Source organism: Bradyrhizobium sp. UNPF46 (genome assembly GCF_006658625.1).
In the GTDB taxonomy this organism is placed as follows: Bacteria; Pseudomonadota; Alphaproteobacteria; order Rhizobiales; family Xanthobacteraceae; genus Bradyrhizobium; species Bradyrhizobium nitroreducens.
Genome location: NZ_LFJB01000083.1, coordinates 67,321 through 81,710, shown reverse-complemented (window position 1 = coordinate 81,710; position 14,390 = coordinate 67,321). Strand labels below are relative to the sequence as shown.

Annotated in this window: 1 protein-coding gene (running past one end of the window); it reads right to left on the bottom strand. The window is 64.9% G+C overall.

All coding sequences use genetic code 11. The features are described 5' to 3' along the window. Positions 1-14,390, bottom strand: partial view of a tandem-95 repeat protein gene (locus UNPF46_RS38575; RefSeq protein ID WP_283811682.1) — the 5' portion only. The gene continues 18,094 nt to the left of window position 1, outside the view; only the first 14,390 of its 32,484 coding nucleotides appear in the window; it begins with the start codon at positions 14,388-14,390; the stop codon falls past the left edge of the window.

The following is a 14,390-nucleotide window of genomic DNA, read 5'->3' as shown; positions in this document are numbered from 1 at the left end:
ATCTGTACGTTGGTGCCGCCGGAACCCGTCCCGTCGAGATCGAGCCAGTAATTGCCGTCGGTTGCGGTGACACCGTTGTAGCCGGACGTCATCTGCTCGATGCCCAGCGTCGTCCCCGGCTGCGTGCTGTTGATCCGGGCCCAGCCCGGCAACGTCGTCGCCGAATAGCCCCAGCTTTGCGGGCTGGCATCCGCGGCGAGCTGCTCGAAGCTGCCGTTGACGAGCAGGTTGGCGCCGACCGGCCGCCATTGGACCGATCCGCCGCCGTTGATGTCATCCGCGCCGGCCGTTCCGGTCAGGTTGTCGCTGCCGGCGGTACCGACCATCTGTGCGCCGGAGGCCGAACTCGTGATCGTGGGCCGGTTCGAATAGGTCAGGCGCGCCTCGATGTCGGCAGCGGTCCACACCGTGCCGTTGGCAAAACGAACTTGCGAGATCACGGCGTCGTGGGCGTAGCGCGAGACCCAGACCCGATCTTCACTGCCGGAAATGGACAGATAGTAATTGCCCGAGAGATTGGAGGCGTCCGACATGACGCTGACCTGCGCCGGGTCGATCGTCGCGTCGAACTCGATGACGTTGACGTCCGCGCCGTTCACCGAGTCGTAGATCCAGTCCTCGCCGAAGCCGGCAGAGAAGCGATAGGTGTCGCTGCCGACGCCGCCATATAGCTGATCGGACCCGGTCCCTCCGACCAGGATGTCGCTACCGCCGTAGCTGATGAGGCTGTCGTTGCCGCCGCCGCCTTCCATGACGTCGGCGTCGACCGAGCCGTACATGGTGTCGTTGGTGGCGCCTCCGATCATCGGAATGCCACCTTGATAGGGATGCTCGATCAGGCTCCAGCGTGCCCTGATGTCGTTCGAATTCCAGACCGTGCCGTCGGCGAACGCGATGTCGAAGTCGGCGGAGCCGAAGCCACCACCCCAGGTGATGCGGTTTTCGGTCCCCGCGACGCGCAGGATCACGTCGGCATAGGTGATGTCGCCGTTATAACCGGCCTCGTGCTCGATGATGATGTCGCTGGACGAGATCGAGGAGTCGAAGACGATGTGGTTGACCTCGGAACCCCACTCGTAGATCTGATCCTGGCCGAATCCCGCCGAGAAGCGGTAGGTGTCAGATCCCTGGTTGCCCTGCATCTGGTCGTCGCCGGTGCCGCCAACGAGGGTATCGTCGCCAATGGAGCCGTTGAGGATGTCGTCGCCGGCAAAGCCCATGATGGTGGACGCGACGCCGTAAGTGGCCTCGAGCTTGTCCCAGCCGCTGGTTCCGAGAACGTCGGTGCCCTGGTCGCCCTGCAAATTGACGCCCAGCCACGGCGCGGCGAGCGCGGCCATGTCGTCATAAGTCCAGATCGTGCCGTCCGCGAAATGGATCTCGGTGGACGCGTGCAGCCCGTTCAGCATGATCTGGTCGGTGCTGCCGTCGATCGTCAGCAGCATGCTCGGCGGGTATCCATCTCCTTCGAAAGTGAGATGGACATCCGCAGCTGCAATCGTCGCGTCGAACTCGATGACGTCGGTATCGTCTGCATAGTACGGCGTGACGTAAACCGTGTCAGAGCCGAAGCCGGCCGAGAAGCGATAGACGTCGTTGCCGTAGCCGCCGTCCAGCTCGTCGTGGCCGGCACCACCGATCAGGATGTCGGCGCCGTCTCCGCCTTGCAGGATGTCGTTGCCGGCACCGCCGACGATGGTTTCGTTTCCGGCATCGCCGTAGATTTCATCGTCGAAGGCAGTGCCGTTCAGCGTCTGATCGGTCGCGTCGCCCTGGATCAGGCTGCCCGGCATTGCCACCGCCGCCGCAACGAGCTGGCCGCGGGTCCAGATCGTGCCGTCGTCGAAACGGACTTCATCGACGCCAACGGTTTCATCGACGTAGCCGCCGCCGATGGTAATGGAATCGTCCGAGTTGATCGACCTCAGGATCAGGTCGCCGGACTGCGAGTAATAGACCGCGATGTCGGCGACCGCGATGGTCGAATCGAAAACGATCGCGTTCATCGAGATTCCGTCGCGGAAATCACTGACGTAGTCGTTGCCGAAACCGCTGGAGAACCGATAAGTGTCCGAGCCGGCATCGCCGATCAGCGAATCTCGGCCTGCGCCGCCATCGAGGATGTCGTCGCCTTCCGCGCCCCAGAGATCGTCGTCGCCCGCGCCCCCGATCAGCGTATCGTTGCCGCCTCCTCCCGCGAAGGAATCGTTGTACGACGTGCCGATCAGCGTGTCGTCCGAGATCGCACCCTGCACGTTGATGCCCGGCGTCGGCACCGCGGCGTTGATGATGTCGGCCAGCGTCCAGATCGTCCCGTCCGCGAAGCGGATGCCGGCAATGCTCTGGTAGGGGTCCGTCGCCAGCGTATAGCGGACTTCGATGACGTCCTCGGTGCCCTTCACGTGCACGAGCAGATCGTCGGTGAGGCCGCCGCCCTCGTACCGGTCATAGGGACGCAGCAGCTCAATGTCATCAGGCGTCAGGCTGGAGTCAAACTCGATCCAGTCGAGCCCGGTATCGCCGGTGTCGATCGTGTCGTGGCCGAAACCGGCCGAGAACCGATAGACGTCGGCGCCCGTGCCACCGGACAGGAGATCGTTGCCGGTCCCGCCGCTCAGCGCGTCAGCGCCGTCGCCGCCGTAGATGCGATCGTTACCCACGCCGCCGAGGAGCGTATCGTCGCTGCCATGGCCTTCGAGCAGGTCGTCCTTCGCCGATCCGTTCAGAGGGTTCGGAATCGGCATATCCGACGGGGAGATGGACCTGTCGTTGCTGTAGAGATCGACCGCGCGGGCCAGCATCTGCTGCCTGTCGAGGACGGTGCCGTCGGCGAAACGGATCTGTTGGATCGTATCGAGATCGGCGATCGTGATCCGGTCGTCGCTGCCGTTGAAGCGCAGCCGGGCCTGACCGAAATCGGAATTGCCGTTGCCGTCGGTCGAGACATAGGCTTCCAGCACGAAATCATCGATCGAGAGCGAGGAATCGAACACGATGATGTTATTGCTGCCGTTCGAGGTCGATTCGTCGATCGTGTCCTGGCCGAAGCCCGCGGAGAACCGGTAGGTGTCCGCGCCGGCACCGCCCGTCAGCACATCGTTGCCGGCGCCGCCGGTCAGGACGTCGCCATAGACGCTGCCCGTCAGCTGATCGTAGCCGCCGCGGCCATCCAACATGGCGCCGGTCGCATAGGCTGACGCATTGAGGAGTTCGGCGGCGTCGGTCCCGACGATGCCGTTGCCGAGCACCGCTCCGATCTGGGTCAGTCCGCTGCGGTCGTTGGCGTCGGCCAGAGCGAGCATGTCGGTGTAGTTGAGCGTGCTGCCGTCGGCGAAGCGCAGCAGCTCGATCCGGCTCCAGTCGGTATCGATACCTCGCTGGACAGTGATCCTGTCCTCGGTCCCCACGATTGCGATGATCAGATCCTGACCATTGCTGGCGCGCGTCAACGAGAGGTCGGCGGCGGTGATGCCGGCCCCGAACAAAATCGTGTCGTTGCCGTAGTTCCAGTCGCTGATGGTGTCCTGACCGTCACCCCGGTTGAACACATAGGTGTCGTTGCCGTTGCCGCCCCGCATCCAGTCGTTGCCGGTGCCACCGATCAGGATATCGTCGCCGTCGCGGCCATCGAGGATCGTATCGTTGCCGGCGCCGCCCGATATCGTATTGGCGAACTGGTCCCCGGCAAACGTGTCGTCGCCGCTGGTCGGTGTCAGCGAACGGTCAAGCAGCTGCGCATAGCTGAGCGTGCTGCCGTCGCTGAAGCGCAGCAGCTCGATCCGGCTCCAATCGGTATCGATACCGCGCTGGATCGTGATCTTGTCTTCGGTTCCCGCGATGGCGATGATCAGGTCCTGGCCGCTATTGCTTTGCGTCACCACCACATCCGCGGCCGTGATGCCGGCACCGAGCTGGATGGTGTCGTTGCCATAATTCCAGTCGCTGATGGTGTCCTGACCGTCCCCGCGGTTGAACACATAGGTGTCGTTGCCGCTGCCGCCGCGCAGCCAATCGTTACCGACCCCGCCGATCAGGGTGTCGTCACCTTCGCGGGCATCCGAGATCGTGTCGTTGCCGATCCCGCCCGTCAGCGTGTTGGCAAACTGGTCGCCAGCGAACGTGTCGTTGCCGGCCGTCGGCGTCAGCGACCGATCGACCATCTGCGTGTAGCTGAGCGTGCTGCCATCGGCAAAGCGCAGCTGTTCGATCCGATTGTAGTCGGCGCTGAGGCCGCGCTCGATCGTGATCCTGTCGTCGGTCCCCACGATGGTGACGATGAGATCCTGGCCGCTGTTGCCTTGCGTGACCACGACGTCGGCGGCCGTGATGCCGGCACCGAACTGGATGGTGTCGGTCCCGTAATTCCAATCGCTGATGATGTCCTGACCGTCACCGCGGTTGAACACATAGGTGTCGTTGCCGCCGCCGCCGCGCAGCCAGTCGTTGCCGGTCCCGCCGGTCAGGGTGTCGTTGCCGTCACGGGCATCCGCCACCGTATCGTTGCCGGCACCGCCCGACAGCGTATTGGCCGAATTGTCGCCGTTGAGCGTGTCATCGCCCCAACCGCCTTGAACGGGGGTCGCCCCAGTCGCGGTCAGGGTCTGGTTGGCAACCACGGTGAACGCGGCGCCGGCAAAGTTGACGCTGGTGAGGCTCGCCGGCGAGACGTTATCCAGTCGCAACAGCAGCCGCGCGTCGGCAAAGCTCTGCGTGCCCTGCTCCGCGAAATAGATCAGCGTGTCGGAGCCGGCCGCGCGCGCCAGCAGCGTCCCGGACATTCCCTCGGCGGTGGCGATGTTGAGACTGTCGCCAGCGTCACCGCTCTTGAAGTTGGTGACGACGTCGACACGGTCGCCCCAGCGCGACAGCGGCACGAACACATCGTATCTGTTCTGCGCGGCTGCACCGGCGAGTTCCCGCGCGAACAGGCCCGAGCCGATCTGCTCGATGGTCCCGACCGTCGACGGGTCGACGCCGGCCCCCTGCAGCGTGGTGACCGAGAGGATCTGGACCCGCTGGTCGTTGGTCGCACCGCCCGTGGCCGCGCCGAAGCCGTACCACACGTCGGAATCGCCGCCGAACAGGCTGCCGACGACATCATAGGTCTTGCGTCCGATCAGCGTGCCATCGACGCTGTAGCTGAAGGTCTTGCTTGCCGCATCCCAGCTGATGACGACATCGTGCCAGGCTGCATCCTCGAGCTGGCTGAAGTCGTGCCGGGGATCGAAATTGTCGTCGCCGGCCTGGCCATTGACAACGAACTGGCTGAAATCGGTCGCCTGTCCCCAGGTGTCGAAGATGATGCCGAACGAGCCGGAGACCAGGGTGCCCATCCCGCCGCCGCCCGACCCCGTCAGTTCGGCCGCGCTCTTGTTCTGAACGGCGAAGGAGAGGCCGTCGGCGCCGCCCTCGTTGGCCCCGAAGAACATCTTCGTGGTCCAGACCACGTTCTGCGAGAGGTCGATGCTGCCCCAGACCGCGCCGACCCTGCTGCCGGCATCCGGCGTCAATTGATAGGTGCCGCCGCCGATCTCCGAGGCCGAGCCGACCACCGCAAGGCCGGTGACCGGCCGCGAGACGGAATCGTAGCGGGCAAGGCCGACGGTCGAGGATCCCAGCGATCCTCCACCGCCGGGGCCCGACCCTGCGCCCGCGAAAACCGGGTCGGCGAACGGATCGGCCGAAGGATTGCCTGGATGCAGCACGTGCTCGGCTGCATCCGGCGTCAGCGCGCGCGAGAGCAGCGTCGCCGCACTCCATTGCGTGCCGTCGTTGAATCGCACGACGTCGATCGGCGGGGCACTTGCAATGGCCTGGCCGACGATCGTCAGCCGGTCGTCGCTGCCGACGAAGCGCAGCACGATATCGTTGCCGTCCCTGACGACGACGACATCGCTCGGCGCGATCCCGCTGTTCAGGCGCAGCGTGTCGCTGGAGCTGGTTGCATTGGATGCTTCGCGGATCGTGTCGCGGCCATAGCCGCGTCCGAAGACGTAGGTGGTGTCGCCGATACCGCCGGCGAGCACATCGTCGCCCGCACCGCCATCGAGCGTGATCGCGACGTCGAGCTGCGGACCGAAATCGATCGCGTCGGCGCCCGCGCCGGTCGACGCCGCCGCATGCGAGACGATGTCGGCGAGCTGCCAAACCGTGCCATCGGCGAATTCGAACTGCTCGATCCCATAGTCGGTCGCGCCGCTCCCGGCGCGGAACATGTCCTTGAGCGTCAGGCGGTCGTCGCTGCCGACGAGGCCGATCACGAGGTCGTTCGGACCGACCGAGAGGAAGCGGATATCGCTCGGCAGGATGCCCGCCGCGAAATGGACCTTGTCGACCTTGGACGCATCGGAGATCTCGACATCGGCGATCGTGTCCTGCCCGTCGCCGCGGGCGAAATAATAGAGATCGGCGCCGCTGCCACCTTCGAGCAGATCGTCGCCCTTGCCGCCGGTGATGACGTCGGCGCCCCGTCCGCCTTCGATGTGGTCGTTGCCGAGACCACCGGAGATGACCGAGCCGATGTCGGGATTGGCGAGATCGGAGGGAACGATGACGTGATCGTCGCCGTCGGTCGATGCGATTGCGGCGGCAAGCGCCCGGTAGCTGAGGCTGCGGCCGTCGGCAAAGACCACCTTCGCGATGACCGGATCGATGTCGCCGGCGGGATCGACCAGCGTGACGCGATCGTCGGTGCCGCTGATCGACAGCACGATATTGCCATCGGCATCCCGCGTCGTGACGATGTCCTCCAGCGCGATACCGGCTCCGAAGACGAGCGTTCCCTTGCCGTCGGCCGAACCGTTGCTCTCGATGCGATCCTGCCCGTCGCCGCGTCCGAACCGATAGACGTCGTCGCCGCCGCCGCCGATGATGACGTCATCGCCGGTGCCGCCGCTGAACGTCTCGCTGCGCGCGGAGCCGACGATACGGTCGTCCTGCCAAGTGCCGACGTCGGCCGCCATGTCGCGGAGCTGGTCGAGTGTGAACGAGGTGCCGTCGCTGAAACGAACCGCGTCGACGCCGTTCCAGCCCCAGACGTAGCGCAGCACGATCTGATCGGTCGAATCGGCAAAGGACAGCACGAGCTCGTTGCGCGCCGGGTCGATCTGCGAGACGCGCAGCTCCTCGGGCCGATACCCGGTGATGGCGAGCGTATCGTTGCCCGAGCTGTCGTCGATCACGTCGCGGCCGTCGCCGCGCGTGAAATTGTAGGTGTCGTCGCCGGCCCCGCCGCTCAGCAGGTCGTCTCCCGCGCCGCCGGCAATGACGTCCGCGCGGCCGCTGCCGACGACGATGTCGCTTCCCGCGCTCGCCTGCCCGGCAATTGCCGCCTGCACCAGCGCGGCCCCGTTCCAGGTGACGCCGTTGGCGAACTCGATGTTCGGCAGGCTGCCGTTGCCGAGCGCACCCCGGACGATCAGCTGGCTTCCCGACGAGAAGGAGACGACGAGGTCGGTCGAGTCGGTCGCGACGAGCCTGACCGTGGCATCGCTGGAGGCGTAGGCCTCGAGCACGACGGTCGCGCTGGTCACGCCTGATGGCATCTCGACACTGTCGATGCCTTCCGAGGCGCCGATGACGACGCGCGAATCCTGGGCCAGGATGAGGCGGTCATGCCCGGCACCGGGATGCAGGCTGCTGGCGGCCGGCAGCTCGCGGAGGTCGACGAGGTCCTGGCTGGCGTTCGACAGTCCGTCGCGGATGATGCCGCGCACGTCCTCGATCGACAGCGTGGTGCCGTCGGCGAAGACGAAACTCTCGACCGGCCGCGCGCTGTAGCCCGACAGGATGGCGAGCCGGTCGGTGCCGTTGCCGATCGAGATCAGCAGATCGCCGTCGATATTGCTGAAATGGACGAGGTCGGAGGTAATGCCCTCGCCAAACACGACCTTGTCGACGCCGCCGGCGTCGTAGACGCTATCACTGCCGTCGCCGATGCCGAACTTGTAGGTGTCGTTGCCGAATCCGCCCTCGAGCGCGTCCTGGCCGGCCCCACCCGACAGCGTATCGTTGCGGTTGTCGAAGCCGATCAGATGGTCGTCGCCGGCGGTGCCGGTCAGCATGCGGTCGATGATGGCTTCAATGGACAGAATCCGCCCGTCGGCGAACTCGAACTGCTCGACGCGGCTCGTCGACAGCCCGTCGACGATGGTCAGGACATCGAGGCCGCTGCCGAGATCGATGACGAGGTCGTTGCCGTTGCGGCTGACGACGATGTCCTCGAAGCGGACGGAGGCACCGAACACCACGCGATCGACGATGCCCACCGTATCAGGCCGCTCGATGATGCGGTCGAAGCCGTAGCCGGCCGAGAACGCGTAGGTGTCGGCGCGGTTGCCGCCGTACAGCGTGTCGTCACCCTGCCGACCATCCAGCACGTTCTCCTGATCGAGCAGGCCCGTGATGATGTTGTCGCCGCGGTTACCCCCGGCGATCTGCAGCAATTGCTCGACGTCCGAGATCTTGATGGTCGAGCCGTCGAAGAAGCGGAACAGCTCGACGCCGTCCTCGGCGTCGCGGAACTGGTTGCGGATGCGCAGCGTGTCGGTGCGGCCGGTGATCGAGATCAGGAGGTCGTCGCCGTCCTTGGTGAAGACGACGTTGTCGCGGGTGATGCCGCCGCCGAACTGAACGACGTCGTCCACCGGCACGTGCACGCCGCGCCGGTCCGACCAGCTCGCGCGCACGCGGCGGTCGATGATGACGTCCTGGCCGTAGCCGGCGTCGAACTTGTAGGTGTCGCCGCCGTCGCCGCCGATCAGCGTGTCGTTGCCGCCGCGTCCGTCGAGCGTTTCGGCGAAATTCGACCCGGTGATGGTCTCGTCGCCGTTGGTCCCGACGAGGTCGATGTCCTCCGGGTTGACGTCGAGGAACGAGACCGTGCGGTCGGTGAAGACCAGGCTCTCGACAGCATTGGTCTGGCCGTCGTCACGGACATACTGGTTCTCCAGCACGAAGCGCTGGCCGGTGGCGCGGACGGTGATGATGAGGTCGAGCGCGGTGCGGGAGAAGTCGACGTCAGTCGACGCGATGCCGGAGAGAATGACCTGATCGTTGCCGGAGCTGTCGAGGATGGTGTCGTTGCCCTCCCCGAGCGCGACGTAATAGACGTCGTTGCCGCCGAAGCCGACCAGGCGGTCGTCGCCGGCGCCGCCGTCGATCGAATCGGACAGTTCGTCATAGCCGTAGATCGTGTCGTTGCCGGCGGTCTTGGCGATGTCGATGTAGTGCTGGGCCAGCTTGAAGCCGGTCCACACCGTGCCGTCGCCGAACTTGATGTCCTCGATGACGTTGATGAAGCCGAGGATCGGAACGGTTGCGAGGAAGTCCTGCAGCACGATTTCGTCGGTCGTGCCCTTGATGCGCATGCGCAGCGTGTCGCTGGGGCCGTCGCGCAGGAAGTCGAGGTCGGTCCAGCGGATCTCGTCGACGAATTGCAGCTTGTCGTGCTGCGGCGGATCGAACAGGCCGGGAATGGAATTGTCGAGCACGACGTCGCGGCCGTAGCCGCGGCCGAAGATGTAGGTGTCGTCGCCCTCCTTGCCGGACAGGAAGTCGTTGCCGGCGCCGCCGTCGAGCGTGTTGGCATTGATCATGCCGTAGATCGCGTCGTCATTCGCGGTCTTGGCGTTCTCCAGCACCTTCTGCACGATCTGCGTGAAGTCGAGGCTGGAGCCGTCGTCGAAGACGAAACGCTCGATCAGGTTCGGCGCGACATAGTCGAGCCCGTCGCTCGAGCCGAGCGCGTCGGAGAACAGGCCGAGCCCGGTCTTGATGCCGGCGAACTGGCCCTTGATGACGAGTGTGTCACCGGTCGGCTGACCATTGTCGTCGAGGAAGACGATCTGCAGATCGGGGCTTTCGCCGTCGCGGATCAGCTTCAGATTCTCCAGCTTGATGCCGCCCTTGAAGCTGAGCACGTCGATGCCGGCCTTGACCGGCCCGAACGAGAAATTGCCGAGGTCGTCGATGACGTCCTGGCCGTCGCCGGCCTGGAAGACGTAGATGTCCCCGCCGGCGCCGCCGCTCATGTAGTCGTTGCCCTTGCCGCCCCAGAGGATGTCGGCCGAGCCCGAGCCCATCAGGCTGTCGTTGAACTGGCCCGCGGCACGCTCCCGGTCGAGCACCTCCATCGACATGCGGAAGCGGTCCCAGGCGACGCCGTCGGCGAACACGATGGCGCTGACGCCGGAATCGGCCCGCTTGCCATTGCTGAGGAGTTCGTTGTTCTCGCCGAGAAACTGGTCGGTCAGGCGGATGGTGTTGGTGCGGCCGCGGATCTGCAGGATCAGATCCTCGCCGTCGCGGATCGCCTTGACGTCGGTCGACAGCACGTCGGTGAGACGCAGCTCGTCGCTGTCGCCAAAATCCTTGTCGTCGATGACGTCGTCGCCGGAATTGCGCCCGACGAAATAGTAGTCGGCGCCTTTGCCGCCACGCAGGGTCTGGTTCCCCGCGGTCATGTAGAAATAGTCGGTCGCGTCGGTGCCGTTGACAATGGTATCACCGGCAGCATGCGTGATGATGCGCTCGTCGCTGATCCCGAGCGCATGCGCGACGCCGCGGATGTCGAGATCGACGCCGACGGTCTCGAACGCCGGCAGCATCATCTGCATGATGAAGGCCTGGTTGACCGCGAGCGTGGAGCCGCCGAGATTGCCTTCGCCGGAGGGATGATAGTCCGGATAGACCTGCGCCAGGATGCCGTTCCACTGCGCGAGGTAGTCGAACACGGCATCGCCAGCGTTGCTGGCCGGCGCGCCGGCGAAGATCGCCTCGAACATCGGGGCGAGCTCGCGGTTGGTCGTCGGCTTGTAGCTGTCGGAGGCGAGATCGTAGCTGACGCCGCGGAAGAAGTCCTTCAGGCCGCCCTGCATCGCGATGCGCACCGCATAGCGGCGCGAGGTCGCGATGTACTCGGTCATGACCGGCTGCAGCATGTCGATCATGGTGGCGATGCCGGAGACGTAGTGCGCCGGATCTGTGGACAGATTGGCGCTGCCGCCGGGGCCGACCGCATAGGCGATGTGGCCGGTCGTATTGTCGAGCTGCGCCGTCAGCATTTCGGGGCGGAAGTCGATGCCGCCGAGCGAGGTCGCGAAGTGGAATTGCGCTGGCGTCAGCATCTCGACGCGGTAGGTGGAGTCGTCGGTCGAATTCACCTCGTCGAGCGTAGCGAAGTCGATCGCGTAGTTGCGCAGGTTGAATTCCCGGGAATCGCCGGTCTTCCATTCCAGCTGCAGCGCGCGGTCGAGATTGCGCGCCCAGACGTAGAACGTGCCGTCCTGGTCGGTCACCTTGACGGTATAGTCGACCGCGATCCCGTCGGTGAAGCGCACCCCGATCTTGTCGACGGGAAGGTTGGCATAGGGGTTGAAGCCGAGCTGCTCGGTCCGCCACGCGGTGCCGGTGGGATGGGCGAGCGCGAGGATGGCGTCCTTGCTGGCGTAGCTGGTGGCGGCATCGGAGGCGAGCTTCCAGCTGCCGTCGGCCTGCTTGATGCCGTAGTCGAGGATGACGGCGCGCCCGTTGACGACGCTCATCAGATAGGGCGCTGCATCGCGATCCGTCAGCGCAGCGTCGCGGTCCGACGGCGACCAGGTCTGCTCCACGCGCCAGCTCGCGCCGGACGCGGCCGCCTGCGCCAGCACGTCCTGCATGGTGGCGCGCGCGATCGGTTGGCCCTGCGCGTCGAGCACCGGCGCGCCGGAGGCGAGCCTCCAGTACCCGCCCTGGCCGTCCTCGACATAGACGCCGCGGTCGAGCAGCACAGCCTTGCCGGCAGCATCCGTGCCGACCAGCACCGGCGTCAGTTCGCGCGTCTGTTCCAGCGCCTCGCCCCAGGCGCCGAGCACGTCGCCGACCTGCGCCACCAGCGTGCGCAGCTTCGGCGTCGTCATCGCCGCCGCCGTGGAGCTCACGAGCTCGCCGAACGCGATGTCGTTGGCGGCGGCGACTGCAAGGTTGGTCACCCGCCCAAAACCCTTGACGTCGAGCGTCGAGCTCGACTGCCAGGCCGCCCGGCCGGCCTCGCCGGCATATCTGGTGTCGGTGTCGTTCGAGGCCAGGATGGCGTCGTACATGTGCCTGACGGGACCGCTCTGGAAGGTGACGTCGCCGACGCCGGTCAGGTGCGCGCCGTCGGGCGTGGTGATGTCGATCGCGGTGGCGCCGAGATCGATGCTGATGATGCCGAGCTGATCGAGCGTCTTCAGCTCGCCGGCATCGGTGATGCCGTCGCCGTCGAGGTCCTGCCATACCCTGAGTTCGGACCACAGCACGTCCGCAGCCGTGATCTTGCCGTCACCGTTGGAATCGAGGGTAGCGAGCTGGGCAAAGCCGGATTGCCCGACCCCGCCGAACATCTCCGAGATATCGTCGATCCCGCCATTGCCGTTGAGGTCGCGGACCAGGAAGCCGTCGTTCCCGCTCAGCCAGCCGGTGCGCTCGGCGAACAGGTCGTGGTCGACGTCGAAATAGACCTGGCTGACTCCGAGGTCGGTCGTCTCGATACCGTTGCCATCGAGGTCGATCACCAGCGGATCGGCGCCGTCCGCCCATTTCACGCCCTTCGCGAACCGCGCCGCGGCGGCACTAAGGGTCACGGCCTGATCGATCAAAGTGTTGCCGCCATATTGGGCGGCAATGGCAATGCCGTACACCCCGAGCAGCGGCTCGAGCAGCGTCATCAGATCGGCGATCGGATTGGGCGCCTTGAACACCATGCCGAAGGTGCCCTGGCCCGTGAGTTCGGCCTGCTGGAAACCGATGTAGCTGCCGACCAGATCGAAGTTCTCGATCTTCATCCAGCCCTTCAGGATGCCTTGAGCATCGAGCGCCTGCTGCGCCTTGTAGGCGTCGCTCGCGGTGCCGCCGATGACAGCCGTGAACAGCTGGTCGAACTGGTTGGTAACGTACATGTCCAGCCCGCCGCGGGAATTGGGCCGGAACGCATAGGTCATCCACGGAAGCAGATGATCGAAATAGATCGACTTCGCCGGATCGTATTTGCCGCCATTCGCAGCAGCCGTAGCCAGGAAATTGGTGTAGCCGACGACGGCACCAACGCCGCCGAATGCCGCGAGCCCTGCGATGCCGCCTTCGGCATTTCCCCCGGTGAGGGTCAGTCCATAGAACTTGAGCACGTCATGGTGCTGCGCGTCCTTGACGATGGTGTTCGCCGAGTACCAGATATCGTCCGCGTTGGCCTGCGTATCCTCGACCTTGGTTGGTGTCGTTTTGGGGGATCCATCCGGATTGAGGACGGGATTTCCGTCCGCGTCGAGAACGGGCTTTTCGTATTGGCCGCCGACCGTATCCCCCCAGATGACGCCGCCCATCGAGGTGTTGTAGATCCAATCGCGGCCAAGCCCGCCGGCCGTCACGGCGCGGTCGCCGCCGAGAGCAATCACCCAATCGTTGCCGGTTCCACCATCCAGCGTCATTCTCAGATCGGTTTTTGCGACACCATTCTCTGGATGGGCCGGATCAAGCGGCGAGCCAGCCGCGATGAAGGTCGCCTTCCCACCCGCGAGGATGTCGTCCCCAGCCCCACCAAGCGCCGTCGTCGTATTCCTTACGTAAAGTTCGTCGTTTCCGCCTTTGGCGTCGATGTAAGCGTTGTTCTTGCCGTAGAAGCGGTCGGCCATTTCGCTGCCGTCAAGCCTGCCCGGCAGGACAGGATCGAGTGAATCGACCAGATACTTTGTGAAGAGGGATTGATCTCCTCCGGAGCCTGCGAAAACTGGCGCGCTGAAATCAACGTCCATCGCATTGGCAACAATGCGCAGGACGATCTGAACATTTTTCTCGAAATTCTTGGCAAATTCCTCGATCGTAGCTCCGATCTTGGGGATGACGACGGCAAGATCGGCCGAGATTTTGCCGATCAAGTCGGCGCCGCTCTTCACCGCCTCATAGAGGCCGTACGCGGCTAGGCCGGCCTCGGCGAACATGGCGACAATCGCCGCAAGCTCAGGCCCGACGAGCACCGTCAGGACTGCCGTTCCAACAGCAAACGTTCCGATGACCAGAGCGGCGCCCATGACCGCCGTCGCGCCAAATTCCTTGACCAGATCGTCGAACGGTTGCCAGTTGTCCGCCGTCAGGCCGAGCTTCAATGCATCATAGGCCTTATCGAGAAACTCGACTGCCGTTCCAGCGATCTGCAGACGGATACCGGTTATATGAGTCTGGAAGGTCTTCGCGATCTGCCCAACGGCAGTCTCGCCATAGGCCGAAAGAGTGGCGGCGAACTTGCCGCCGTATTCTTGCATCAGGGTGAAGAGCTTGGTGATCTTGTCCGAGAACTTTACAAGATCCTCCTCTGTCAGCCCACGACCGGAGCCAGACTCATCGGCACTGAACGCCGCGGTCACGACGTCTGCCAT